Source organism: Treponema socranskii subsp. socranskii VPI DR56BR1116 = ATCC 35536 (genome assembly GCF_000468115.1).
GTDB classification, from domain to species: Bacteria; Spirochaetota; Spirochaetia; order Treponematales; family Treponemataceae; genus Treponema_D; species Treponema_D socranskii.
The window spans coordinates 17,116-43,745 of record NZ_AVQI01000030.1 but is presented as its reverse complement, the minus strand read 5'-3'; the positions used below and the strand labels follow the sequence as shown (position 1 = coordinate 43,745).

The following is a 26,630-nucleotide window of genomic DNA, read 5'->3' as shown; positions in this document are numbered from 1 at the left end:
GATACGACAGATGTTTAAAATATTGTTTAAGTTTTTTGATTTTGCGGGCGGCATCAATAAAAAGAAATTCCATATAGCCGTCGTGCTCGGTATCGTCATTGCTATGTGCGACGCGATGAAAATTCCCGCGATCGCAGTTATGATTTCAGCGATCGTTTCAAACTCGCTTACGACCCGGACGATCTTTACCTGTACCGCCATCATGCTCGGCAGTATGGTCGTCAATTTTTTTGTGCGCTATACGTCGACGATGCTGCAAACGGAAGCGGGCTATACGGCATGTGCGGACAAGCGGATCGAAATCGCAGAGCACTTGCGCTATCTTCCGATGGGCTATTTTAACAATAACAGTCTCGGCTCCATCACGTCCGTGACGACGAATACGATGGAAAGCCTCGGAGATATCGCGGCGCGGGTGGTGATGATGACGACGCAGGGTATTTTAAATACGGTGCTTGTTGCGGCGATGATTTTGTTTTACGACCGGAGGATCGGCATCGTCGTCGTTCTGGGCCTCGCGCTCTATTCGCTCGTAAACCGGGCTATGCAGCGTCAGGCGGCGATGCTTGCTCCGCAAAAGATGAAAGCCGATACGGACCTCGTCGAGAGCATCCTCGAATATATTCAAGGCATTGCGGAAGTAAAAGCCTACAATCTGACCGGAGCGGCCGCGAAAAAACTCGTCAAAGCGATCGACGGCAACGCCGATATCAACATTCGGATGGAGATGAAATTTATCGGTTACATGACCGCGCAGAATTTCATCACAAAGGCGCTCGGAGTTGCGATGAGCGCGCTTTCGATAGCATTGTATATCGCGGGTTCTATGGATCTGCTCGTCGCTGTCGTTATGATCATAAGCTCGTTTATGATTTACGCTCACCTCGATGCGGCGGGAAATTATTCCGCGCTGCTTCGCGTCATCGACGCGAGTATCGATAAAGCGAAAGCCATCCTCGATTTGCAGCCGATGGATACGAGAGGTGAAGACATTGCGCCGAAAAAATGCGATATCGATATCGAAGATATCGGCTTTTCGTACGATACGCGGAAGATCATCGACGGCGTGTCGCTGCATATCCCCGAAAAAACGACGACGGCTTTTGTCGGGCCTTCGGGCGGCGGAAAGACGACGTTGTGCAGTCTTATCTCGCGCTTTTGGGACGTGCAGGAAGGGCGCGTGCTTTTGGGCGGCAAAGACGTAAAAGCGTACAGCATGGACAGCCTTATGAAAAATTTCAGTTTCGTCTTCCAAAACGTCTACCTCTTTCACGATACGATAGCGAACAATATACGCTTCGGGCAGAGTGACGCGCCCATGTCGAAAGTTATCGCCGCGGCAAAAAAAGCGTGCTGCCACGAATTTATCTCAGCTCTTCCGGACGGCTACGATACGGTTATCGGCGAGGGAGGGGCGAGTCTTTCGGGCGGAGAAAAACAGCGTATTTCCATCGCGCGTGCGATTATGAAAGACGCTCCGATAATCGTACTCGACGAAGCGACTGCAAACGTCGATCCCGAAAATGAAAAAGAACTTATGGAAGCGATCGACGCGCTGACGAAAAAGAAGACGATTTTGATGATAGCGCATCGCTTGAAAACGGTGCGCTATGCGGATCAGATCGTCGTAGTCGATCAGGGCAAAATCGCCGAACAGGGAACTCACGCATCGCTTATGAGAAAAAACGGCATATACCGCCGCTTCGTCGATGCGCGAAAGCTCGCCGTAAGCTGGAAGATTTAGCAAAGACGATTTTAATAATTAATAAAATCGGCATTCGACCTGATAAACGCGGAGTGCTGGGCTTACGCGTAGCCCAGTTCGGACAGGGCGGTGAGCGCTTCGCGTATTTCATCGTAGGGTACGGTTTTGTCCTTGTAGATGATCGAATTTTCGTGCGACTTTCCGAGGAGCAGCACGATGTCTCCGCTTGCCGCCATTTTGAAAGTTTCGCGGATCGCTTTCGGCCGCTCGTGGATGATAAAGAGATCGACGCCTTTTTTTTTGCCGCGCTTTTCGGCGCCTTTTGCGATCATTTCGAGCAGCGCTACGGGATCTTCGCCTCGCGGATCTTCATCGGCGAGTACGATGACGTCGCAGAATTTTGCGGCAATCTCTCCCTGCAGCGGCCGCTTTGTCAAATCGCGCTCTCCTCCCGAACCGAAGAGGGCGAAAAGCCTTCCCGTACATCTTTTTCTGATCGGAGGAAATATCGTTTCGAACGACGAAGGCGTGTGCGCGTAATCGACGATGAGTTCAAAGGGCTGTCCCCTGTCGATGACCGTCATGCGCCCTTTGACGGGAGTGAGTGACGGAAAGTGATGCGCGATTTCTTCAAAGGATTTTTGCGTAACGCTGCTCACCGCGATGAGGGACGCCATGAGATTGTATGCGTTGAACGCACCGGGAAGCGGAGCGGTGACGTGGATGACGGGACGTTTTCTCGGAAAGGCGGGATCGTCGCTCGCTCGGAATACGGCGTCGTCCCCGTCCGCGTCGATCGTAAACGAAATACCGAATCGCGCCGATGCGATGTTCCGAGCCGTCATGCAGCGGACTCCTTCGGGTACGGGCGGAAGGGCGACCGCATCGGCTCCCGTTTCCGCTGCGGCTTTTCCCGCCTGTCCTTCGGTCGTAAACGCATAGACGGGATGCTTTGTCGAATTGATGCAATAGACTGCCGACGGATCTTCAGCGTTGACGACGCCGATGGAAGGAATTTTCATCGGGGTGCCGGCGATCGTTTTTACGTGGTCGCACTTGTCGAGCGCGCGGAAAAGATTCGCTTTATCGCTTCGGTACTGCTCGAAGGTTTTGTGAAATTCGAGGTGTTCGAGCGTAACGTTCATAAAAACCGCGCAGTCGAATTGGACATTGCCGAGTCTGTTCGTCAAAACGGAAAGCCCGTGAGAAGAGGATTCGATGACCGCATAAGTACAGCCGTTTTCGAGCATCGCGTTGAGACGGTTTTGGATAATCGGCGCTTCCGGCGTCGTCTGATGTTCGGGGTTGGGGAGGGCATCGCCTCCGAGGGAATATTCGACTGTTGAAATAAAGCCCGCTTTTTCTCCGCACAGGCGCAAGAGCTGCCAGATAAACGAAACCGTGCTGCTCTTCCCTTCCGTACCCGTCACTCCTATGACGATGAGGCGCTTTGACGGGGAATCGTAAAAAGCGTCGGAAACGGGCGCCATGGCAAAACGCGCATCGTTTACGCGTAAAAAGGCCGGAAGATATCGTTTCGTTTTGCCGACGGCGCTTTCGATCGCACGGCGCGCGATGACGTTTGCACATTCGCGTCGAACTTCGTGAGGAATATCTCCCTGATAGACGACTGCGTTCGCGCCCGCTTCAAGCGCTTCGGATATAAAATCGTTTCCGTTTTGATGTGTTCCGGGAAGCGCAAAAAAAAGCGAACCCTCTTTTACGTCGCGCGAATCGAATGCGAGATTTGTGATCGGAATATTCATGATATCGACGGTTTCGACGGGGCTGATTCCGTCGGCTGCAAGCGCTTTGTGCGCAAAAGAAGGCAGCAATTGTGACAAGAGCTTTTCCATAATACAGCGATTGTAGCGATAAATATGCGGTTTTTCAATTGCCGCATACTTTGCTCGAATGTGTACGATATCGGGAATTCGTGCGATTGTCATAGTGCACGATTGTTGTTACAATTCTTTTCAGAAATTTATTTATCGAAAAGAGGCGTTCGCATGGCTAAAAAAAGCAAAGTGATTCTCGCGTATTCGGGCGGGCTCGATACGACAGTCATCATTCCGTGGTTAAAAGAAAATTACGATTACGACGTCATCGCCGTCTGCATCGATTTGGGACAAGGCGACGATTGGAAAACGATAAAAGCACGCGCGATCAAAACGGGCGCTTCGGCATGCTATGTCGTCGATGCGCGAAAAGAATATATCGAAGAATATATTTGGCCTGCACTGAAAGGCGGTGCACTCTACGAAGACCGATATCTGCTCGGCACGTCGACGGCGCGTCCTCTTATCGGAAAAATTCTCGTCGAATACGCTCGGCAGGAAAAAGCCTGTGCGATCTGTCACGGCGCGACGGGAAAGGGCAATGACCAAGTCCGCTTCGAACTTGCGATCAAAGCGTTTGCGCCGGATCTCCGCGTCATCGCCGCGTGGCGCGATCCGAAGTGGGATCTCCAAAGCCGCGAAGACGAAATCGAATACCTTGAAAAGAGGGGCATTCCCGTTCCGGTAAAAAAATCGTCGTCGTACAGCTGCGACGAAAATATTTGGCATATCAGCCACGAGGGGCTCGAACTCGAAAAAACGGAAAACGAACCCGATTGGAAAAATATGCTCAAAATCACAAAGCTGCCGGAAGCGGCTCCCGACAAAGCCGAATACGTAAAGATCGAATTCGAAAAAGGTATTCCCGTCGCGGTCAACGGAAAAAAGATGGATGCGCTTTCACTCATGGAAACGCTCAACAAAATCGGCGGGAAAAACGGTATCGGACTAATCGATCTCGTCGAAAACCGCTGCGTCGGCATGAAAAGCCGGGGCGTATACGAAACGCCGGGCGGGACGATTTTGTATTACGCGCATGAACAGCTTGAACACTTGTGCCTCGACCGCGATACTTATCACTACAAGCAGCAGATCGCGCTCAAGCAGGCGGAGCTCATCTACAACGGTTTGTGGTTTACCTCTCTCATGAGCGGTATCATGGCGTTCAACGACAAAGTCGAAGAGACCGTGAGCGGCTGGGTGCGCCTCAAATTGTATAAGGGCACGATGCAGGGTGCGGGTTCGTTCTCGCCGTACAGCTTGTACAACGAAAGCATTGCAAGCTTTACGACGGGCGATCTCTACGATCACCGTGACGCGGGCGGCTTTATCACGCTCTTCGGTTTGCCGCTTACCGTGCGCGCGATGATGGAGCAAAAAGCGGGTAAAGGACAGGCTGTCGTAAAAAGCCGTTCTTTGAAAAAGCGGCCTACGGAATAAATTGACATGAAAAAAAATATAAAAAAAATCGTCTTCGCTCTCGCGGTGTCGTTCTGCATGATTTCCGCTTCTACAGGCGATGAGGGGACGGTCGATTCGTCTACCGTGGTTTTTCCTTCATACGGGGATGACGGGTACAAACTCGCTGCGAAAAAGACTGAGCGCCTTTCCGATGCGCTTCCGAATATCGGCGAAAAAGAAGCAAGCGAACTTACGGCGGGCAACGTGATTTCCTTCGGTAACGGCAACGGGGAAGATTTGACAAAGTACGTGCCCTCTTCGAGCGCTATCGCACAAAAACTTGCGGTGGCTCCGCAAGGCAAACAGGGCTTTGCCGTCGTATCTTGTGCGCTTATCGCGTATCCCGCTTCGTGGAAAAATATGAGCGCGGACGAAAAGCTTCTTTCCCTCTACAATGCGCTCGGACGCGTTTCCGCGCAAAAGGGCATTACGTATATTTCTCGGCGCGCGGGCTATAAGCCGAAAACGCTTTTTACGCGCTCGTACTACGTCGCAGATACCGAGCATACGGAAAATGCGCTCGCCGATCCCGTTGCAAGCGAAGTTCCCCCTTCCGATGTACGCTACGTGTTTCAGGAAGATACGTCGTTCGGCGAAAATACGTATCTCCACACGTACACCGATTCGGCATCAGAAATCTTCGTCGAAATCACAAACTGTACGCCGATGAAATATCACGGAGTGACGTGCTTAAAAGCGCGCGAAATGGAAATGTGCATTTCGGCGTATCCGCTCGAAGAAGGCATTTTCTTTTCTTCCGCCGCAATCGTTACGGGGCAAAAACAGACGGTAACCGTTCTCTTTATAAAAGTGGATTTGGCCGACGCATTTAAACGCCGTACCGATGCGCTCTACGAGTGGTTCCTCAATCAAATTAATAATTAATAATCGCTGTGCCGTCTGTTGTACACGAATACGACGATCGCCATAGCGATGATGACGGCATAGCCTGCAAAACTCATCGCATCGGGTATTTGGCCGAATGCGATATATCCCATGAGCGACGAAAATAAAATTTGCGAATAATCGAATATGCTGATCTTTGCGGCAGGTGCCGCACCGTACGCGGCGGTTATAAAAAACTGTCCGCCTGCCGCCGCGATTCCCGCTCCGAACATGATAAGCAGTTGACGGCCGGTCATCGGTGAAAACCGAAAGAGTAAAAACGGAACGGCAAGGAGCAATGAAAGAAGCGAAAAGCAGGCGATGATGAGTTTGCCGTTTACGTTTATCGTTCTTAAACGGCGTACGCACGCGTATGCGAATCCCGCGCCTGCGCCTCCTAAGAATCCGACAAGTGCAGGGAGCATCGCCGCAATGTCGAACGAAGGTTTTATGACGAGAGCCGCTCCCGCAATCGAAATACAGATCGCCGCAAGCGGAACGGGCATAATTTTTTCCCCGAGCAAAACAAAGCTGAAGACGACGGCGAAAAACGGAGACATTTTATTGAGAATCGATGCGTCTGCGATGTTGATTTTGTCGAGGGTATAGAAATTTCCGAATAGGGCGAGAGAACCGGCAAGCGATCGTAAAAAAAGCAGGCAGATGCTTCCTCGCGGCAGTACAAACGGGTGCTTTCCTTCGCGCTGTTCTTTTATCAATACTACGCATGCGATAAAAAAAGCTATAACATTGCGGAAAAACGCTTTTTGCATAAAGGGTATGTCGCCTGCAAAGTGTACGAGCATTCCCATAAGCGCAAAGCAAAACGACGCGCAGACGATATAGAAGACGCCTTGTGCGATGCGGGCTTTGCTGTATTCGTGGGGCATATTTGAATTATAATCCGAAACGACGATATCCGTAAAGCTTGAAAATACACAGCGCCGCCGGAAATCAATTTTTATCTAAGGGCAGTAACAAATCGTAAGAATTTATGAGGTACGCGAACTCACCGAATCCGTCCGCAAAAGGCAGCCTGTACGGTAAAGGGCTTTTGTATGTCGCCGCCCGTTTCGCGCCTGAACGATCCGAATCGTTCGTCGCATCCGGTGCAGTCATCGCATACGGCGATATTTTCATCGCGGACGCCTGAGGCTTCGAGGAGCGCAAGATTTGCTTTTTCAAGCGAAAGCCGGTAGCGCTTTGCCTTTCCCTCATTTTGCAAAAGAGTTGCCGCTCCCGAAAGCCGAGCGCGGCTTTTGCCTGTGTCCACGCTTTCGGCATTGGCATATCCGCTTTCGTATTCGCGTACGCAATCGCCGCAAAAGTTCTTTTTAAAATACGATGCGCGCTCTTCGTCTACGATATAACAGCAGCTTCGTATATGCGGACCGAGTACGACGGATAAGTATTTCACATCCGCCCCATATGTTTGCCGCATTACGGCGATCGCTTCCGTAACGATTCCCGTCCCTTTCCATCCCGAATGAACGACGCCGAAAACGCCCCGTTTCCGTTCGTAAAAAAATATCGGCATACAGTCCGCCGCCGTGACGACGGGCATAAGCGATGTGCGATCGGTCACGATACCGTCGCCTTGACGGCCGTAGGTATCTGCAGCGGATGAAACGGCGTATACGATTTTCGAATGAAGGAGTTCAAGCGGAACGGGCTCACAGGGTACGTCGTTTCGAAAAGCGCTTCTGCCCGATGCGATTTCTTTAAGCAGCGTATCGCGCGTTTCGTTCGTTTCGTCCCAACGGAATCGCATGCTTCCCGCCTGTTTGAGCGTCATGCCCCAAAAGGGCGCATCGCGCATAAGAGGTTTACCGTTTGCATAAAAGGGAAGTACGACGTACGGCTCCGTACAGGCGAGGGTGATACGAGTCATTCGGCCGCCGCCGCATCGGAAGGGGTTTCGCGCGGCAAATTGAAGGGTTCGATTTCCGCCAGCAGTTTGAACGAATTTTGCAGTAAGCTTCGTACGTCGAGCATTTTGTCTCTGAAATCCTGATTGTCGCGTCCTTGAATCGTCATGAAGTTTTGCAGCACGTCGTAGTCGGCACTTTTGCTTTCATTAAAGATGCCGGAAAAAATATTTTCGATTGTACGGCATTCTCTGCAAAATGCGCCGCCGAGTTCGCGGACTTCCGCTTCGATTGCGAGCATGAGCGAATCGATGCGTGCCTGTCCTTTCAGCGAGCGTATGTGCTCGGATGCGATGCTTTCAAATACGATGCCTTTCGTACCGCGGGGGGCGAGCGATTCGGCGAACGTTTCGATTTTTTTATTTGTCGAAGCAAAGTCGTTGACCGCTTCGGAAAATTCGATGCGGTTTTCGTTTTTTAAAAAGATGCCTTCGAGCATGAGCGTCGTCAGCGTCGGCATCGCTTCTCCGTATTTATTCGAAGCAAACCACGCTAAAAATCCCGCCGTCATTTCACAACGGAACGGAATGCCGCCCCACAGCGACGCCCACGGACGGTAAGGCAGTTCGGGAAATTCCTGCAGTCCGAAATGCAGGGTAAGCGAATCGACAAGTTGATGTTTTTTTCTGTCGGCAAGCCACGAATTCCATCGCTCATCGAAAACCGCTTTCCATTGGCCGCGGAATTTTATCGCCCAGTCTTCCGCTCCTCCGAAAGGTTCGGGAACCCACGTACAGTTTCCGTGGACGATACGTCCGATCGCGACGAGCGGAACGGTTTCAATAAACATGCGTATGCTCGAAAGCGTCGCCGCCGACTTTTGCAAAAAGTCTTTCAACGCTTTTTCGGCACCGGCGTCAAGTGCGAGCGTGTGCACCATCTTTCGTCGGACAAAGAAAAAGAGGCTTTCAAGCACTTCATTTGAAATCAGCATTCCGTTCGACAGCACTCGGGCAAAGGCAGGGTAATCGGTGTGTGCGTTTGCAAAGGGACAGGTGTACGAGCTCGACGCGATCGCGGTAAACTGTGCGAGAAAGTGCAAATACGGCAGAGCGGTAAATTGCCTGAGCCATTCTACGGCGCGCACCGCTTCATACATATTCGCTTTTGCTGCGCTTGAAATATCGCGGATCGCCGCATCGAGCTTGCGTGTAAGCGAAACGCGCAATTCGTTCGTAAGCGGCCGGTCAAACGGGATCGAGTAAGGATCGGCTTCACTGTCGATTCGTTCCGCGATTTCGGGTGCGACGAATGTGCTTAAAAAGACGTAAAATTCGCCGGGGTTTTCATACGCTTGGGCAATGTAGGGTTTGAAAAAAGAAGCGCAGTCGTGAATATCTTTGAGCTTTTCATAAAAGATCGATTCCAAAACACTGTGCGGAAAATCGATCAAGCCCGGATGCGCACGGGCGATCTTTTTCGCTTCATCTGCCATAAAATCTTTATTATAGAGCGTTTCCCTGCTTTGATTTGTAAGCAGCGCACGCAGCCATAAAACAAAACGATACAAAAGCGATTCGGTTTGTATGCGTACGTGCAGCGCTCTCGTATCGGATGCCTGTTCGTCCGGAACCGAAAGCGACTGCGGCACTTTTCCCGCATGTTCTTGTTTTAGCCTTTCAAGCAAAAACCGTCGTTCTTCCGCACTTATACCGGATACGAGTTTATCGAAAGAATTGTTGGACGCATCGTTTTTCAACATATCGTTTGTCAGTGTACTTTATATCGGAGCGAATGTCGAGTTTCGATTATCCGGTTGCCATAGGACAAAAAAAGCCGGCATAACGCCGGCATTTGCGGTCACGGCAATAAGCGCGCTCTATGCGTTCTTTTGCCGACCTTCATTTCATGCGCGGTCATTCCGACCGGCTGAATATCAGTGATCCAAGACAGTTGTGTACGGGGGATTTTCAACCATAGGCTGCCCTCCTTACCGCTCGTCCTCAACGGCGTTGGCCGTTCCGGCGTGCTTCTCACGCTCTGTCCCTTTCACCGCTTTTAAGTATACCACAGATTTCAAATAATGCAAGCAAAATTTTTTAAATTTTCTCCTTGTCCGAAAGCTTCGATTTTCCGACGATTTCCCTGATTTTTTTTATCGTTCCGGAGGTTGAGATTTTATGCCGTTTTGCCGATAGTTGAGGTAAGGAATCTGTACGCTGAAAACGGATGTACAGCTCCCAAATTGAAGATTTACTCGCTGTGCTGTTTTATGGGACGGCTATTTTAATACACGCTGCCGCCCCATACTTTACAGCGGAACACGCGGGGTAATTTCCTCGCAGGCGTTTGATGTTTCGAGAGGCATAAAATGGCGGAAGAACAGGCGGTACTGCAAAAGACGGCGGATACGGCGAAAGTAAAGCGCAGCTATACGGCGGGCGAATTCGAAGGCCCGCTCGATTTATTGTGGACGCTTATCAGAGAAAGCAAAGTCAATATTTACGATATTCCGATCGCCGAGATCACCGATCAATATCTTGAATATCTCGATTATGCGGTGCAGACCGATTTGGGCGATTTGTCGGAATTTTACAGTTGGGCGGCGAAGCTTCTCTATATCAAAAGCCGTATGCTGCTCCCCGTTGAAATCGAGTATGACGACGATGACGAAGACCCGCGGCAGGAACTCGTCGACCGCCTCATCGAATATCAAAAATTCAAACGGCTGTCCGCACTTATGGAAGAGCAGGAAGATACGTCGGAGTGGAATTTCGAACGCGCGAAGATTCAACGCGTGCTGCCCTTCGACAAAGACGACGGCATTTGGGAGCAGATCGATACGTGGGATCTCCTCCAGCAGATGCAGCGGATTTTTCGCGACATGGTTTCTCAGTATTCGAACGAAAAGATACTGAATATGTACGAAGAGATTTCGATCAACGAAAAGATCACGCTGATGAACGAAAAACTCGAAGAGGCGGACGAGTGCATGTTTACCGATTTGATTACGCGGCCGGGAAACGAAATGGATATCATCTGTTCGTTTATGGCGCTGCTTGAAGCGGTAAAAGACCGGATGATCGCGGTCTTCCAAAACAGGCTGTTTGGTGATATAAAGATATGCAGACTGAAAGGAGAACACGCGGCGGCTTCGGTTTCGGGCGCCGGCAGTGCAAGCGTACAGGGGTGACGGAAGCGGTATGGAGCTTGAAAAAGAAACGGCATTGATCGAAACGATTCTCTTTCTCGAAAGCGAACCCGTAAGCGAACGATCGCTTGCGAATATTTCGCAGCTTTCGAGCGAAGTCGTCAAAAAGTGTATCGATGCTTTAAAAGAACGCCTTGCCGAAAAATCGAGCGGCATCGAACTGCAGATGATTACCGGCGGCTGGTCGCTCGTTCCGAAAAAAGAATTGTGGCAAGTGCTGCGAGAACGCTACGGTTCCAAAAGCGAAGGAAAGCTTTCGCGCTCGGCTATGGAAACGCTTTCGATCATCGCGTATTCGCAGCCGATCACCCGCGGTGAAATCGAAGCGATCAGAGGCGTGTCCGCCGACAATATGATCCGTCTGCTTTCGGAGCGAAATTTAATAAAAGAAGTCGGCAAAAAAGACGTGCCGGGAAAACCGGTGCTCTTCGGCACGACAAAAGAATTTTTAAAATTTTTCCGTTTGAACAGCATATCCGAATTGCCGAAGCTCGACGAAGACGAAGCCGAGAGGTTCGAGCTTGCCCGCTGACTTTTCGTTTCCGATGAGGCTGCAGGCATACCTTGCTCGATCGGGCGTCGCAAGCCGCCGCGCGTCGGAAGAGTACATCGCCTCCGGCCGCGTTTCGGTAAATGGAGAAATCGTTACGGCGCTCGGTACGAAAGTGTCGTTCGGCGATAAAGTGGCGGTCGACGGCAAGATCGTTTCGCCCGAAAAAGAGTTCCGCTACGTGCTTCTCAATAAACCTGCAGGCTATGTGTGTTCGCTTTCCGATGAAAAGGGGAGACCGGTTGCATCCGATTTGTTAAAATCCGCGTATACAGAAAGGTTGTACAATGTCGGACGCCTCGACATGTTCAGCACGGGATTGATAATTTTTACGAACGACGGAGGCTTTGCGGCAACCCTTTCGCATCCGTCGGCGGAATTGGAAAAGGAATACGCGGTCGAAACGAGTACGCATATCCCGCGCACGCTTGCAGCCGATTTTGAAAAGGGCGTCCGCATAGATAATGTATTTTACCGCTGCATCAAAGCCGAAGAACGCAATGCGCGCAAAATACACATCGTTTTGATCGAAGGCAAAAACCGTGAAATCAGACACGTGTTCGAATATTATCAAGTCGGCATCAAATCGCTCGAGCGCGTGCGGATCGGAAACGTAACGACCGACGGCCTTAAACGCGGCGAGTTTCGCGATTTAACGAAGGGTGAAGTGCGCGGTCTTCTCGCACTGTGCAAAAATTCGGGAACGGAGCGATTTTAGAAAGGCGCGGATGTATGGTGTGCGAAGCCGCCGTCTCGGAGATCGGACGACAACGATGATAAGGGAGGATATATGGTTATTGCGATAGACGGTCCGGCGGGTACCGGCAAAAGCACGATTGCATCTCTTCTTGCGAAAAAGCTCGGCATTACGTTTTTAAACAGCGGAAGCTTTTACCGCGCGCTCACGCTCGCGCTTTTAAAAAACGGCATCGATTTGAATGACGAACGGGCGGTCGTCGATTTTTGCAAAAAACAAAAACTCGATTACGTCGATTCGCATTTGATTCTAAACGGCGATGACGTCGAATCCTTACTGCACTCGGACGAAGTGAGCGCTCACGCGGCAGGCGTGTCCGCGTTTCCCGAAGTACGCCGTTTTGTCAACGCCCGCCTGCAAGAATTAACAAAATCGCTCGACATCGTTTCGGAAGGACGCGATATGACGACCGTCGTATTTCCTGATGCCGACTGTAAATTCTATCTCGACGCGTCGCTCGACGTACAGGCTGAGCGGAGATTCAAACAGGGCGTGAGCGGTATGACGCTCGAAGAGATCAAAGAAGCGATAAAAAAGCGCGACGAAATCGATAAAAACAAAAAAGAAGGCGCGCTCGTCGTCGCTCCCGACGCCGTATATATCGATACATCCACCTTGACGATAGAGAAAGTTTGTGAGATAATATTAAATCAAATTCACGAAAAAGGGTCAAAGATGGAAACACAGGAAGTGGAAAAGGAACAAAACCAGGACTCCAAGGATAAGTTCCAGACACAATTAGAAGAATCTCTGAACAGTTTGAGCACGCCGGAAAACGGACAGCTCGTCGACGGGACGGTCGTCGCGGTTACCGACGATACCGTATTTGTCGATGTAAACTGCAAATCGGAAGGCAGAATCCCCAAATCGGAGTTCGGTTCAAAAGCGCCGGAAGTCGGGGATACGGTTACGGTTAAACTCGTCAATAAATTCGGCAAAAACGGTCCGGAGATTTCCAAGCGACAGGCCGATGAAAAGCGTTTGTGGAAAGACATTACCCAAGCGTTTAAAGATAAAGCACCTATAGACGGTACGGTGACAAAGGTTGTCAAAGGCGGTTTTGAAGTCGATTTGGGCGGCGGCATCCGTGCGTTTTTGCCGATCAGCCAGTCCGACAGCCAAAAGGTCGAAAAGCCCGAATCGCTCATCGGTACCGAAAGCAAAATGTATATCGAACGGCTGTATTCCGACAACAAAGCGAACGTCGTCGTCAATCGCAGAAAATATCTCGAAGAGCAGATCGATAAAGCCCGCGATGAATTCTTTTCGAACGTAAAGATCGGCGATACGGTAAAGGGTACGGTAAAGAGCTTTACGAGTTTCGGCGCTTTTATCGACTTGGGCGGATTCGACGGCTTGCTTCACATAAACGATATGAGCTGGGGGCACGTCGCCCGTCCGAAAGATTTTGTTAAAAAAGGGCAGGAAATCGAACTCAAAGTGATCCGCATGGACGAAGCCGAAAAGCGTATCAACCTTTCGCTCAAGCACTTTACCGAAGATCCGTGGATGCACTTTGAAGATACCTATCACGTCAACGATGTCGTAAAGGGCAAAGTGACGAAACTTACCGACTTCGGCGCCTTTATCGAACTTGAAGAGGGCATCGAAGGGCTCGTGCACATAAGCGAATTTTCGTGGACGAAAAAAGTCAATAAGCCGTCCGACATGGTAAAAGTCGGAGACGAAGTGGAATGCATGATCCTCGGCTATGATATTCAAGCCGGCCGCGTATCGCTGGGCTTAAAGCAGGTGACGGCGAATCCGTGGGATACGATCGGCGAAAAATATCCTGTCGGATGCCGCGTAAAGGGCAAAGTCGTAAAGATCACGAATGCGGGCGCCTTTATCGAACTTGAAGACTGCATCGACGGATTTTTGCACGGAGACGATATTTCGTGGACGAAAAAAGTAAAGCATCCCGGAAGCGAACTCGAGCAGGATCAGGAAGTGGAAGCGGTTGTCATCGAAAACGATGCGGAAAGTCATCGTATTCGGCTCGGCATCAAACAGCTTACCGACAATCCGTGGAAGCTCTTTGCCGAAGCGCATAAGCCCGGTTCCACGCTCGAAGGCGAAATCACGTCGATCACGGAATTCGGCATTTTCGTCAAAGCACCGGAAGGCATCGAAGGTCTGGTCAATAAAACGAATTTGAGCGAAGACCGTAACGTACCCTTTGAAGAGGCGGTAAAAAATTATAAAGTCGGCGACAAGATCAACGTGTACGTCGTCGATGTCAACGTCGAAAAAGAAAAGATCGCTTTTTCCGTGCGCGAATTTAAAAAAGCGCAGGAGCGTGCGGCCATTTCGCAGTATATCGCAAAGCCGGATGAAAACGACGGCGCGTATACGTTCGGCGACTTTCTGCAGACGCAGAAAAAAGACTGATACTTTTACCGAAAACCGAGATGACTTCGATTGGTTTAGATGAACTCAATACGCTCATCGAAATCAACAACAGAATCAATTCGAATTACGCCGATTTGGACGCGCTGCTCGTATATATTCTCGAAGCGGCGATGCGTCTCGTTCACTGCGAATCGTCGTCGCTGCTTCTCGTAAACGATGACGGTACGCTGCGTTTTGTCATCGCACTCGGACCGAAAGGTGCGGAAGCGAAGGACATACCCGTCGATAAAAGCAGTATTGCAGGCTGGGTTTCATCTCACCGGCAGCCCCTTATCTTGCGGGATGTTACGCGTGATCCGCGTTTTTCCGATCACGTACAGCATAAAACCGGCTATGTTTCCAAAACGATGATAGCGGTTCCGCTGTGCGTCGGCGATGAGTGCATCGGCGTCATCGAATTGATAAATAAAGCGGGCGGCGAATATTTCGACGGCGACGATCTCGAAATACTCAATATGCTGTGCAGCCAAGCGGGCATAGCGTATAGGAACGCGGCGAAGTATCAGTCCGCGCAAAATAAAATTTCCGCGCTGCAAAATACGCTTTCGGCGGGAAGCGATTATCATCCGTTTATCGCAAAGAGCCCGGTCATTTTGGATCTGCTGAAGATGATCGACGGCATCGCGACGACGAATCTTTCGATTATCATTACCGGTGAAAGCGGCGTCGGAAAAGAGCTCGTTGCCGAACAGATACACCGAAAAAGCGATCGTGCGGGAAAGCCCTTTGTGCGCGTCAACTGCGCAGCTCTTTCTCCCTCGCTGCTCGAAAGCGAGCTTTTCGGGCACGTAAAGGGTGCGTTTACCGATGCGAAAGCCGATCACAAAGGCTACTTCGAGACGGCAGACGGCGGGACGATATTTCTCGATGAAATCGGAGAGATGCCGCTCGAACTGCAGGCGAAGCTGCTTCGCGTCATACAGTCGAAGCAGTTTCAAAAAGTCGGATCGAGCAAAACCGTGTCCGTCGACGTGCGCGTCGTCGCGGCGACAAATCGCGATCTCGAAGCGATGATGAGCGAGAAAAAATTTCGAAGCGATCTGTATTTCCGCCTGAGCGGTATACCTTTAAAAGTGCCGCCGCTTCGTGAACGCAAAGAGGATATTCCCGCTCTTGCCGATTTCTTTTTGCAAAAGTTTTCGGGAGAGACAAAAAAGAATTTTACCGGCTTTTCGCGTTCGGCGATGGATGCCCTTTATTCGTATTATTGGCCGGGGAACATCCGCGAACTCGAAAATTCGATCGAACGCGCATGCGTGCTCGGCACGCCGCCTCTTATCAATGCGCTCGATCTGCGCATCGGTTATGAAGAGCGCGGAAGCGGCGAAGATGAAATCGAACGCATGGCGGGAGAATTTGCATCGAACGAATGCGGCGATCGTTCGCTGAAAGAAGCGGTTAATAAATTTAAAAGCGCTTATGTGCGCAAGATTTTGGAAGAAACCGCTTGGAATAAAACGAAAGCGGGAAAAATACTCGGCATCCAGCGGACATACGTTTCGCGCTTGCTGAACGATCTTCGCGATCGGGAAGAACTGTCGGAAGAGATGTGAATACGGGAGTAGATATGATTGAAAAAAAATTTGAAAAAGCGACTGCGGGTGAACGCCTTTCGCAGTTTATGCTGCGCCACCGCATGCCGATTATCGTTTCGCTGGCTGTCGTCATTGCTGCAATAGTCGTATACGGCATTTCCGCCGCCGTCGTTTCGTCTTCGCGGGCAAAGGGCATTTCATTTGTCGATACCGTCGAATACGAGCTCACGAACGATTCGGCGTCCCTTTCCGACGCGGAAATCGAATCAAAGAGAAGCGATGCAATGACGAAGCTCACGCCGTATCTTGCAAAAGGCGGCGTTGTCGGAGTGCGGGCGAATATGATCGCTGCCGGCATCGCCTACGGGCGCAAAGATTACGCGGCGGCAAAATCCTATTGGACGGCTGCCGCAGCGAAAGGCGCGAAGTCGTATACGGCGCCGCTTGCCTATTACAATATGGCGGTCTGCGATGAAAATATCGGAAACCTTGCGGATGCGGCGGCGAGCTACGGAAAAGCTGCGGACGTAAAAGATTTTCCGCTCGCTTCTCACGCGCGTTTTTCCGAAGCGCGTACATACGAAGCGCTCGGCGATTATAAAAAAGCTTCCGAATCGTATGCGAAGCTTAGTGCAGGCGCGCTCGGAGATGTGTGGACGAACCTTGCCGAAACGCGCCTTATCGCGCTGAAAACCGAAGGTAAAACCGAGTAACCGATATATCCATATAATTGTTTTTTTTACATGAGAATGGGCGGCGGCATGCGGAGAAAATATCACTTATACGAATTGTTTTCTCTTGCAATATGCTGCCTTTGTTTTTTCGGCTGCGGACTGGAAGAGTATTATGTGCTCGAAGCGCCCTTTCGTATATACAACACGCCGAATGCCGATACGACGTATGACAATAAATATTTCGATTTTGTGACGAACGAAACTGGCAATGCAGGTATAAGCCCTTCGTTTAATTTTTTGGGAACGGCCGTTTACTATAAGATCTACAATCGTTACGAATCGATCGGCAGTGTCACTTCCGCGTTGAGCAGCGCAAACAATTCGACCGATCCTTCTTCTGCGGCGACTTTGCTTACCGGCAAGTATAAATATCGGCAGCTCGGAACCGATTCGGTTACGACCACTCCCCTTATCGCATCGACCGGTGCGGACAGGCGCATCTATATTCGTTTGACGAATTATCAGAATGATGCTCGTTATAAGGCAAAGATTATCGTCGGTTATGCCGGCGACAGCAGTATCGTTGCGACGATGGTGCCGAAACGGGAAGGTAACCGATATTCGTTCGACTTCGGCAGGACGGGAGCGGAAGACCGCACGCCTGCGGAAGGAGAGGACGACTACAGTCATTCGAGTTCCGGATTTTCAAGCTCGTATCCCAACACCTATTTTGTCGATATGTATGCCGTATCCGTCGGCCGCGATACGACGTACACGACGTATTACAGCAAAGTGCTGCACCTCGGAACCGTCGCCGTTAATGCCGGCACGGAAGATAACTAACGACGCGCGTTCGCATTGCGTTACGCAGATCGAATCTAACGATGCGGTACCGCAGTTTAGCAACTTCCGTCTTGCAAGAATCGCGCGTTTGCTGTAGTATAAGCCCTACGGCGCTTTAGCTCATCTGGATAGAGCAACTGCCTTCTAAGCAGTAGGTAGGCGGTTCGAGTCCGCCATGCGTCAATCGGATGCCGCACAAAAGCTGCGGCGCCGCTTTTTCGTGTCGCGAACCGTTATTATTCCGTACGATCCCGACAGGCGCTTTCCGTAAAAAAATTCTTGCAAAATCGAAAAACTCGTGTTAGTATAATTGCAAAAAAAGGATGTTATACATGACAGGCTTACCGTTTATTTTCGTTTTTGTCATTGCGATCATCGTCATGGTGTTTGCGATCTCAAAATTTAAAATTCACCCCTTTATTTCGATCATGTGCATTTCGTTGCTGCTCGGTTTGATCGCCGGCATTCCGCTCGTCAACGTGAAAACCGCCGACGGAAAAACGGTGCAGGGACTTGCAAACGTCATCGGAGCGGGCTTTGCCGGTACCTTTACGAGTATCGGCATCGTCATCATCCTCGGCGCGCTCATCGGATCGGTGCTTGAAAAAACGGGAGCTGCACTGAAGCTCGCCGATATGATCATTCATCTCGTCGGAAAAAATCATCCCGTTCTCGCCGTAGAACTTATGGGCTGGGTCGTTTCCATTCCGGTATTTTGCGATTCGGGCTTTGTCATCTTGAACCCCATCCGCAAAGCGCTTGTCAACAGAACCGCCGCTTCTTCCGTCGCGATGACGGCGGGGCTTTCGTTCGGTTTGTATATTTCGCACGTATTTATCCCGCCGACGCCGGGTCCTATCGCTGCAGCGAATACGCTCGGTATCGGCGATAACCTTTTGCTCGTCATGGGTATGGGCGCGCTGTGTTCTATTTTGCCGCTTATCGCAGGCTATTTTTTTGCCAAATATATCGGCGCCCGCGTCCGTGCAGACGATGAAGCCGATGCGGGGCAGGTGACGAAAAGCTACGAACAGCTCGTCGCCGAATTTAAAAAACTTCCGAACGGTTTTAACGCGCTCGCACCGATCGTCGTTCCCGTTATCCTCATGGCGGCATCCTCTATCGTTACGATGGCAAAGATGAAAGGCTTCGGAATCGATATTGTTAAATTTCTCGGAACTCCGGTTATCGCGCTCGGCGTGGGTACTGCCTTTGCGGTGCTGCAGCTCAAGCTTGCCGATAAAATAAAGGATTTTTATGCGATCGTGGAAGAAACACTCAAAGTGACCGGCCCGATCCTGTTTATCACTGCTGCCGGCGGCGTGCTCGGAAAAGTTATCGCGTCCTCCGATATGGTAAACTATATCAAAATACACGCGACGGTGCTTCAGACGATGGGTATTTTTTTCCCGTTTATCCTCTCGGCGATTTTGAAAACGGCTCAAGGCTCTTCGACCGTCGCGCTCGTGACTTCTGCGGGCATCATCGCGCCGCTGCTTCCGGTACTCGGCCTCGATTCTCCGGTACGGGCGGCTCTCGCGTGTATGGCGATCGGCGCCGGTGCTATGACCGTAAGTCACGCGAACGATTCGTACTTCTGGGTGGTCACGAACTTCGGTGCCATGTCGCCCGAACGCGGCTATAAAACGCAGACGCTCGGTACGCTCGTGCTCGGTATCGCAGGCGTTATTGAAATATTCATCCTTTCTCTTTTCCTGCATTGATGAAAAACGGGAGACGGGGCCGTGTTAAAAGCTAACAGCGTTTGAGCCGGCCTTGCTCCCGTCTTTTCGCAATCCGTGGCACCGCCGAAAGCATACATTTGTTTAGATAATACTTTTAAAACTCGAAATTCGACCTATGTAATTTTTTGCAAAATCCAATCGCGGAGTACGACGGCGTTATTGTGTTCGGCATCCTTGGCGCCGTAGAGCAGCGTTACGTTTTTCGTTTTGAGCTTTTCCGCGCATTCGAGTGCAAATTGTTTTGCTCCCTCGTTTTTTGAAAGTTCTTTTTTGTATGCGGCACGAAACATCGGAAATTTTTCCGGTTCGTGATTGAAATCTTTTCGAATTTCGTTCGACGGCGCGATATCTTTGAGCCAACCGTCGATGGCGGCATTTTCTTTTTTTAATCCTCGCGGCCACAGGCGGTCTACGAGACAGCGTTCTCCGTCATCGTCCGATGCGGGAAGATATACCCGTTTGATAAGCAATTTTCCTTTCATAGTTACCATATCATACTTTTATCGCTCAAGTTCCGCAATAACACCGCGCTTATTTTTATTCGTCCGAAATACGGCCGTCGCATGAAACGGTGACGACGTGCCACGGAATAAATTTTCCGCTCGCTTTAAGCGCGTTTACCGCAGCGTTTTCGATGCCGCCGCAGCAGGGTACTTCCATGCGGACGACGGTGAGGCTTTTGATATTGTTTTCACCGATAATCGCAGCAAGCTTTTCCGTGTAGTCGCCTTCGTCGAGTTTCGGACAGCCGATGAGCGTCGTTTTACCTTTGATAAAATCGTTGTGAAAATTTCCGTATGCGTAAGCGGTGCAGTCCGCCGCGATCAAAAGATGCGCGCCGTCGAAATACGGAGCGCGGAGCGGGGCGAGTTTGATCTGTACCGGCCACTGCCGAAGCTGCGATGAGGGGACGGGCATCGCTTGAAAAGACGGGAAGGGCGAAGCGTCGGCGCCTTCCCGATCAAACGATCGGAGTGCGGAACCCGGACAGGCAGTCGGACGGTGCTCATGCAGGGGAGATGCGGCATCTCGATCGAAGGTGCGCGAAGCGGATCCGGGACATCCTCCCGCACGATGGAAACTTCTTTCGGGGCTGCACTCTTCCTGCCGCGCGTGAAGGGCGGCGCGCGCGGCTTTGTGAACTTCAACCGCTTTTTCATCGTAGGCTGCGGCTTCCCTCTCTTCAAAAGTGATAGCCCCCGTCGGGCATTCGGGGAGACAGTCTCCCATGCCGTCGCAGTAATCGTCGCGGATGAGTTTCGCTTTGCCGTCTACCATGGCGATAGCTCCTTCGTGGCATGCGGTCACGCAGGCGCCGCAGCCGTTGCATTTTTCCCGATCGATATGAATGATTTGCCGTTTCATAATTTTTCCGTAAAAGTTTTCGTGTTAATTAACAAGCGTTTTTGAGCGAACGTTGTTTTATCGGTATAATTCAATCTTGTTAAATTATACCGCTTTTTAAAGAATGAATACGTTGTAAAAACAACGCATTTTGAAAAACGCGACATTCGGCCTAAAAATATGCGGACGGCAATTTACCGGCTGCGGTTTTTCAAATACAGGATGCGCTGGTTTCGAGAACCTCGGAACGCGAGCGTTATGTCCCGCTCTTCTTCGATAAAAGGTCCGTCGATGAGTACGTCGATGAGGGAGAGCATTTCGTCCGTCGCTTCGCAGTGTTTCCGTCCGCCGGAAAGCAAATCCGCTTCATACACGTAGCCCGTGTAGCACCATATCGTTTTGTGCGGAAAGGCTTTTTTGACGCGGCGCAAAAAGGGGAGGATATCCCGCTGGTTTTCTTCTTCGAAGGGCTCTCCTCCGAGCACGGTAAGACCCGCGATATAATCTGGTTCGAGGGCGCAGAGGATTTCATCTTCGGTTTCCTTTGTAAATTCCTTGCCGTAGAGGAAATCCCACGTTTCTTTTTGAAAGCATCCCTTGCAGCAGTTGCGGCAGCCGGAGACGAAGAGCGAAACGCGTACTCCTTCTCCGTCGGCCACATCCGTTTTTTTGATAGCGCCGTAGTACATTATAAGTGCAGCACGCGCTCTTTTATTTCCTGCGTGCGTCCCTGATTCCAGTACTGCGTGCCGATATAGCCGCAAGTACGGCGCGCTACGTTCATCTTCGCCTGATCGCGGTTGCCGCAGGCAGGGCATTCCCACACGAGCTTGCCGTCGGTATCGGAAGCGATATGAATTTCGCCGGTAAAGCCGCAGCTTTGGCAAAAATCGCTTTTCGTATTGAGCTCCGCGTACATGATATTGTTGTAGATATGTTTTAAAAGCGTCATAACCGCTTCCATATTATTTTCCATGTTCGGCACTTCGACATAGCTGACCGCACCTCCGGGAGAAAGCTCTTGGAACTGCGATTCGAATGTCAGCTTTGCAAACGCGTCTATCGGCTCGGTGACGTGCACGTGGTAGCTGTTGGTGATATAGTTTTTATCGGTAACGCCGGGGATGATGCCGAAGCGCTGTTTTAAACACTTGGCGAATTTATACGTCGTGCTTTCAAGCGGCGTGCCGTACAGCGAAAAGGCGATCGTCGTTTCTTTTTTCCATTCGGCGCACGCATCGTTTAAGCGGTGCATGATTTCCAGTGCAAAGGGCGTCGCTTCGGGATCGGTGTGCGATTTTCCTGTCATATAGCGCACGCATTCGCAGAGTCCCGCGTATCCGAGCGAAATCGTCGAATAGCCGTCGAACAAAAGCTTATCGATTTTTTCACCCTTTGCCAGGCGCGCGATCGCTCCGTTTTGCCACAGAATCGGAGCCGCATCGCTTTTCGTTCCGAGAAGGCGCTTGTGGCGGATCATGAGCGCGCGGCGGCACAACTCAAGCCGCTCGTCCATAATGCGCCAAAATTGTTCCGTATCGCCGCCCGAAGAGCAGGCGACATCGACGAGGTTCAGCGTAACAACGCCTTGGTTAAAGCGGCCGTAAAATTTCGGCTTGCCGTTTTCGTCGCGATAAACCGTGAGGAAAGAGCGGCAGCCCATGCACGGATAGCAGTTGCCCTCTTTGAGTTCGAGCATTTTCTTTTCGGAAATGTAATCGGGCACGAGACGCCGTGCCGAACACTTTGCAGCAAGCTCGGTGAGATAATAATATTTCGAATTGCGCTCGACGTTGTCGTCTTCGAGCACGTAAATGAGTTTCGGGAAGGCGGGCGTAATCCACGCACCAGCTTCGTTTTTGACGCCCTGATAGCGCTGTTTGAGCGTTTCTTCGATGATGAGCGCCAAGTCCGATTTTTCCTGCGCGCTCTTCGCTTCGTTCAAATACATAAAGACCGTGACGAAGGGCGCCTGTCCGTTCGTCGTCATCAGCGTAATCACTTGGTATTGGATCGTTTGCACGCCCCGCTTTATTTCATCGCGCAGACGGTTTTCGACGATGTATGAAAATTGCTCATCCGTTACGGAAAGCTTCGTCGTCGCGATCATCTCTTTCGTTTCTTTTTCGATTTTTTTGCGGCTCACGTCTACAAAGGGCGCGAGGTGTGCAAGCGAAATGCTCTGGCCGCCGTACTGACAGCTTGCAACTTGAGCGATGATTTGCGTCGCGATATTGCACGCGGTTGAAAACGAATGAGGCCGGTCGATTTTCGTATTGCTGATGACCGTGCCGTTTTGCAGCATGTCTTCGAGATTGACGAGGTCGCAATTGTGCATGTGCTGCGCAAAATAGTCGGCGTCGTGAAAGTGGATGATGCCTTCGGCGTGCGCTTTTGCGATATCTTCGTCGAGCAAAAAGCGCCTCGTGATGTCTTTGCTCACTTCTCCGGCCATATAGTCGCGCTGGACGCTGACGACTGTCGGATTTTTATTCGAGTTTTCCTGCTTGACTTCTTCGTTGTTTTCGTCGAGCAAACTTAAAATCTGCGCGTCCGTCGTGTTCGCTTTTCTCATGAGCGCATGGCGGTAGCGGTACGTGATATAGGTTTTTGCGACGTTGTATGCACCGCACCTCATGATACCGTTTTCGACGCGGTCCTGAATCGTTTCGACGTCGAGCGCGTGTCCGCCTCTCGCGCATTCGATTTCGATGTCATCGGCAACGGAATCGATTTGAGCTTGTGTGAGGCGCTCGGTTTCCGGCACTTGAACATTCGCTTTTGAAATCGCAACGGTTATCTTCGATCGGTCGAACGGAACTTCCGCGCCGCTTCGTTTTATGATTTTCATATATTCCCCTGATATTTTCGGTGAAATCGATATAAAATTGATATCGATATAGTTTTAGCGCTATATATAGCGCCTATTATGAGTGATGCTACCAGATATAGCGTTTTTAGTCAAGTAAAAAATATATTTCATATAAAAGGCGTTTGACATGATTTGAAAATGTAGTTATGATAAAAAATCAGCGGGTGCTGAAAATCATCTTGAGAGGTATAACATGAAAACAAATGCGCCGAAATCGACGACATGGTGGATCGCCGTTGTATTGATAGCCGTCGGCTTTATCAGCGTCATGTTGATGGGACGAATCAATCTCGGCTTTTTGCAGCAGGGTCGCTGCTATTATTGGCTCACGTTTGCAGGCGGCGCTTTGCTTGCGGTGAGTTCTGTTTTAAAGGGTCTCTAAATTAATGGGAGTATGCTATGGAAAAGGTTGCAAAGGTTCAGTGGGACGATTCCTATCTTTTGAATATACCGGAGATAGACGGTCAACATAAGCGGCTGCTCGCTATTGCAAACGAGCTCTATGATGCAGTGGAAGGATCTCCCGAAGATTATAAACTGAAGATGTCGAAAGTGCTTAAATCATTGACCGATTACACCGTTTACCACTTTACCGAAGAAGAAAAATTTATGGCAAAGTACGGTTATCCCGCGACGAGTACGCATAAGGTTGCGCATGACGCGTTTGTGCGGGAAGTCGAAATACAGGTCCGCAAACTCGACGGCGGTACTCAGGATGATGCGCTCAAATTTTATTCTTTTATCGTAAACTGGGTTTTAATGCACATCGCGCGCGCCGACCGCATTTGGGGTAAATTCGTTTCGCAAAAATTGGAGCAGCAGTAAAGCGCAGCGGAAAGTGACCGTTTCCGTTTCGATCCTTATCAAAATTGCCGCCGATCGATTCGCGTTCGGCGGTTTTTTTATGTTCCGTATTGATTTTCGATGTCGCGTATCTGATCGCGGATGACGGCGGCCTTTTCGTATTCGAGACGGTCGGCAGCTTCCGCCATTTCATTTTTAAGAGCGGCGATAAGCTTTTTGCGCTGAGAAGGCACAAAGAGGTTCGCGCTTTTTTTGAGGACGGCCAGTTCGACCGCCGCCGTTTCTTCGGCTTCTTTTTCTTCGTGCACTAAAATATCTTCGACCGCTTTTGCGATCGTTTTCGGCGTAATGCCGTGTTCTTTGTTGTACGCTTCCTGAATTTCGCGCCGGTGTTTCGTTTCGTTCAGCGCTTCCTGCATCGCATCGCTCATCCTGTCCGCATACATGACGACCGTTCCATCCGCATTCCGCGCCGCCCGTCCGATGATTTGGATCAAGCTCGTCGCCGATCTCAAAAATCCGATTTTATCGGCATCGAGGATCGCGATAAACGATACTTCCGGCAAATCGATCCCTTCGCGCAAAAGGTTGATGCCGATGAGTACGTCGAACTCTCCCGCACGCAGCCCTTTTAATAATTCGACGCGCTCGAAAGTTTCGACTTCGGAGTGAATGTATTTTACTTTGAGCGAAAGACCGAGCAGGTAGTCGGTCAAATCTTCGGCCATTTTTTTTGTCAGCGTCAGAACGAGACTGCGTTCGTTTTTTGCGATGCGCTTTTTGATTTCGTTGTAGATGTCTTCCATCTGGCCTTCGCTCGGGCGCACGTCGACGATCGGGTCGAGAAGGCCGGTGGGTCTGATGAGCTGTTCGACCACTTGCGTGCTCTGTTTTACTTCTTCTTTGCGGGGCGTTGCGCTCACGTAGATGACTTGGTTGAGCTTTGCGGAAAATTCGGCAAACTTGAGCGGGCGATTATCGAGCGCGCTCGGCAGGCGGAAACCGAAATCGACGAGGTTTTGTTTTCGGCTCCGATCTCCTTCGTACATCGCGCCGAGCTGCGGGACGGTGACGTGCGCTTCGTCGAGCATGCACAAAAAATCGTCGGGAAAATAGTGGAGGAGCGTCGCAGGATGCTCTCCCGTTTTTCGTCCCGTGATCGGTGCGGAATAGTTTTCGATGCCCGGACAGTAGCCCATCTCTTTCATCATTTCGATATCGTACGTCGTGCGCGTTTTGAGGCGTTCGTATTCGAGCGGTTTTTTTTGCGCTTCAAGTTCGGCGAGGCGAGCGTCGAGTTCCCTTTGTATGCGCTCGGTTGCGGCGACGAGCAGTTCGTGCGGTACGACAAAGTGGCGTGCGGGGTAGATGACCGTTTCGTCCAAATCTTCGATCGTCTTTCCCGTCATCACGTTGAAGCGCTTTATCTTTGCGACTTCATCCCAATCGAATTCGATTTTATACGCTTCGTCCGTTTCCATATACGCCGGAAAGATTTCCATGACGTCGCCGCGGATTCTGAAATTGCCCCGCTCCAATACGGCGTCGTTGCGCTTGTACTGCAGCGCAATAAGTTCTTCTGCGATCGTATGTGTAGTGCGCGATTCTCCCTTTTCGATGTGTACGCGCATCTCTTTGTATAAGTCCGGCATACCCAGACCGTAGATGCACGACACCGTTGCAACGACGACGACGTCGCGCCGCTCCATAAGGCTGTACGTTGCAGCCAAGCGCATCCGGTCGATTTCATCGTTTATCGACGCGTCTTTTTCTATATACAAATCCCGTGCGGGCACGTATGCTTCCGGCTGATAATAATCGTAGTATGAAACGAAGTATTCGACGGCGTTGTCGGGGAAAAAACTTTTAAACTCGCGATACAGCTGCGCGGAAAGGGTTTTATTGTGGCTGATGATGAGCGTCGGACGCTGCACGCGTTCGATGATTTTCGCCATCGTAAAGGTTTTGCCGCTTCCGGTTACGCCTTTGAGCGTTTGGTATTTGTCGCCGCGTAAAAAACCTTCGGCAAGCGCGTCGATCGCCTGTTTTTGGTCGCCCGCCGGTTCGTACGGAGACACTACGTGAAATTTGCGCATACCGTAAATATACCGTACCGTGCGGTAAAA

22 protein-coding genes and 1 tRNA gene are annotated in these 26,630 nt (G+C 50.6%); 14 read left to right on the top strand and 9 right to left on the bottom strand.

Features of this window, described 5'->3' with window-relative positions:
- Window positions 1-10 precede the first annotated feature (10 nt).
- Complete coding sequence (locus HMPREF0860_RS04815; protein WP_021330012.1) at window positions 11-1,744, top strand: ABC transporter ATP-binding protein; 1,734 nt, start codon at window positions 11-13, stop codon at window positions 1,742-1,744.
- A 62-nt stretch (window positions 1,745-1,806) separates the two neighbouring features.
- Here HMPREF0860_RS04815 and murE read toward each other — a convergent pair whose 3' ends face one another.
- The gene (gene murE / locus HMPREF0860_RS04810; RefSeq protein ID WP_038080802.1) at window positions 1,807-3,561 is read right to left on the bottom strand and encodes a UDP-N-acetylmuramyl-tripeptide synthetase; all 1,755 of its coding nucleotides are present in this window, start codon (window positions 3,559-3,561) and stop codon (window positions 1,807-1,809) included.
- A gap of 153 nt (window positions 3,562-3,714) precedes the next feature.
- On the opposite strand from murE, the gene HMPREF0860_RS04805 reads away from it, so the two are divergent.
- Window positions 3,715-4,983: an argininosuccinate synthase gene (locus HMPREF0860_RS04805; protein ID WP_021330048.1), complete on the top strand. Its 1,269-nt coding sequence runs from the start codon at window positions 3,715-3,717 to the stop codon at window positions 4,981-4,983.
- A gap of 6 nt (window positions 4,984-4,989) precedes the next feature.
- Complete coding sequence (locus tag HMPREF0860_RS04800) at window positions 4,990-5,889, top strand: DUF6675 family protein (protein ID WP_021330077.1); 900 nt, start codon at window positions 4,990-4,992, stop codon at window positions 5,887-5,889.
- Here the strand turns inward: HMPREF0860_RS04800 and HMPREF0860_RS04795 are convergent.
- From HMPREF0860_RS04795 to HMPREF0860_RS04785, 3 genes are all read right to left on the bottom strand, one after another.
- Window positions 5,886-6,779 (bottom strand): DMT family transporter, encoded by an 894-nt coding sequence (locus HMPREF0860_RS04795; RefSeq protein ID WP_021330025.1) that lies wholly within the window; start codon window positions 6,777-6,779, stop codon window positions 5,886-5,888. The genes HMPREF0860_RS04800 and HMPREF0860_RS04795 overlap by 4 nt on opposite strands.
- A 119-nt stretch (window positions 6,780-6,898) precedes the next feature.
- A complete protein-coding gene (locus HMPREF0860_RS04790) occupies window positions 6,899-7,780 on the bottom strand; it encodes a purine nucleoside phosphorylase YfiH/LACC1 family protein (RefSeq protein WP_021330041.1) in 882 nt (293 codons plus the stop codon).
- On the bottom strand, window positions 7,777-9,519 hold the full coding sequence (locus tag HMPREF0860_RS04785; RefSeq protein ID WP_021330056.1) for a DUF5312 domain-containing protein: 1,743 nt from the start codon (window positions 9,517-9,519) through the stop codon (window positions 7,777-7,779). Before HMPREF0860_RS04785 ends, HMPREF0860_RS04790 begins: the two co-directional genes overlap by 4 nt.
- Before the next feature lie 609 nt (window positions 9,520-10,128).
- Between HMPREF0860_RS04785 and HMPREF0860_RS04780 the strand changes: the two genes are divergently transcribed.
- The 9 genes from HMPREF0860_RS04780 (at window position 10,129) to HMPREF0860_RS04740 (ending at window position 19,463) form a co-directional block, all read left to right on the top strand.
- Window positions 10,129-10,950, top strand: coding sequence for a segregation and condensation protein A (locus tag HMPREF0860_RS04780; RefSeq protein WP_021330038.1), 822 nt, complete (start codon window positions 10,129-10,131; stop codon window positions 10,948-10,950).
- Between the two features lie 10 nt (window positions 10,951-10,960).
- Window positions 10,961-11,500: an SMC-Scp complex subunit ScpB gene (gene scpB / locus HMPREF0860_RS04775; RefSeq protein ID WP_021330069.1), complete on the top strand. Its 540-nt coding sequence runs from the start codon at window positions 10,961-10,963 to the stop codon at window positions 11,498-11,500.
- A 13-nt stretch (window positions 11,501-11,513) separates the two neighbouring features.
- Entirely contained in the window at window positions 11,514-12,236 is a 723-nt protein-coding gene (locus HMPREF0860_RS04770) for a pseudouridine synthase (protein WP_051169936.1), read from the top strand.
- Window positions 12,237-12,308: 72 nt separating this feature from the next.
- Window positions 12,309-14,666: a 30S ribosomal protein S1 gene (gene rpsA / locus HMPREF0860_RS04765; RefSeq protein ID WP_021330039.1), complete on the top strand. Its 2,358-nt coding sequence runs from the start codon at window positions 12,309-12,311 to the stop codon at window positions 14,664-14,666.
- A gap of 20 nt (window positions 14,667-14,686) precedes the next feature.
- Window positions 14,687-16,240, top strand: a complete 1,554-nt coding sequence (locus tag HMPREF0860_RS04760) for a sigma 54-interacting transcriptional regulator (RefSeq protein WP_021330053.1) — start codon at window positions 14,687-14,689, stop codon at window positions 16,238-16,240.
- A gap of 14 nt (window positions 16,241-16,254) precedes the next feature.
- Complete coding sequence (locus HMPREF0860_RS13210; protein ID WP_021495544.1) at window positions 16,255-16,935, top strand: tetratricopeptide repeat protein; 681 nt, start codon at window positions 16,255-16,257, stop codon at window positions 16,933-16,935.
- Between the two features lie 48 nt (window positions 16,936-16,983).
- A complete protein-coding gene (locus HMPREF0860_RS04750) occupies window positions 16,984-17,739 on the top strand; it encodes a hypothetical protein (protein WP_156002058.1) in 756 nt (251 codons plus the stop codon).
- A 109-nt stretch (window positions 17,740-17,848) separates the two neighbouring features.
- Window positions 17,849-17,922: transfer RNA gene (locus HMPREF0860_RS04745), tRNA-Arg, on the top strand.
- A 149-nt stretch (window positions 17,923-18,071) separates the two neighbouring features.
- On the top strand, window positions 18,072-19,463 hold the full coding sequence (locus HMPREF0860_RS04740; RefSeq protein WP_021330014.1) for a GntP family permease: 1,392 nt from the start codon (window positions 18,072-18,074) through the stop codon (window positions 19,461-19,463).
- Window positions 19,464-19,597: 134 nt separating this feature from the next.
- On the opposite strand, the gene HMPREF0860_RS04735 is transcribed toward HMPREF0860_RS04740, so the two are convergent.
- The 4 genes from HMPREF0860_RS04735 to nrdD form a co-directional block, all read right to left on the bottom strand.
- Window positions 19,598-19,966 (bottom strand): DUF488 domain-containing protein, encoded by a 369-nt coding sequence (locus HMPREF0860_RS04735; protein WP_021495551.1) that lies wholly within the window; start codon window positions 19,964-19,966, stop codon window positions 19,598-19,600.
- 55 nt (window positions 19,967-20,021) lie between these two features.
- Window positions 20,022-20,849, bottom strand: a complete 828-nt coding sequence (locus tag HMPREF0860_RS04730; RefSeq protein WP_021330079.1) for an ATP-binding protein — start codon at window positions 20,847-20,849, stop codon at window positions 20,022-20,024.
- Between the two features lie 173 nt (window positions 20,850-21,022).
- The gene (gene nrdG, locus HMPREF0860_RS04725) at window positions 21,023-21,517 is read right to left on the bottom strand and encodes an anaerobic ribonucleoside-triphosphate reductase activating protein (protein WP_021330011.1); all 495 of its coding nucleotides are present in this window, start codon (window positions 21,515-21,517) and stop codon (window positions 21,023-21,025) included.
- A complete protein-coding gene (gene nrdD, locus HMPREF0860_RS04720; protein ID WP_021330019.1) occupies window positions 21,517-23,679 on the bottom strand; it encodes an anaerobic ribonucleoside-triphosphate reductase in 2,163 nt (720 codons plus the stop codon). The genes nrdG and nrdD overlap by 1 nt, the downstream gene beginning before the upstream one ends.
- Window positions 23,680-23,893: 214 nt before the next feature.
- Between nrdD and HMPREF0860_RS04715 the strand changes: the two genes are divergently transcribed.
- Together HMPREF0860_RS04715 and HMPREF0860_RS04710 are read left to right on the top strand one after the other, a co-directional pair.
- Window positions 23,894-24,082 carry a hypothetical protein gene (locus tag HMPREF0860_RS04715; RefSeq protein ID WP_021330092.1) on the top strand — a complete coding sequence of 63 codons (189 nt, stop codon included), beginning with the start codon at window positions 23,894-23,896 and terminating at the stop codon, window positions 24,080-24,082.
- Between the two features lie 17 nt (window positions 24,083-24,099).
- On the top strand, window positions 24,100-24,525 hold the full coding sequence (locus tag HMPREF0860_RS04710) for a bacteriohemerythrin (RefSeq protein WP_021330087.1): 426 nt from the start codon (window positions 24,100-24,102) through the stop codon (window positions 24,523-24,525).
- A gap of 77 nt (window positions 24,526-24,602) precedes the next feature.
- Here the strand turns inward: HMPREF0860_RS04710 and uvrB are convergent, their stop codons facing one another.
- On the bottom strand, window positions 24,603-26,600 hold the full coding sequence (gene uvrB, locus HMPREF0860_RS04705; RefSeq protein WP_021495546.1) for an excinuclease ABC subunit UvrB: 1,998 nt from the start codon (window positions 26,598-26,600) through the stop codon (window positions 24,603-24,605).
- Window positions 26,601-26,630: the final 30 nt, after the last annotated feature.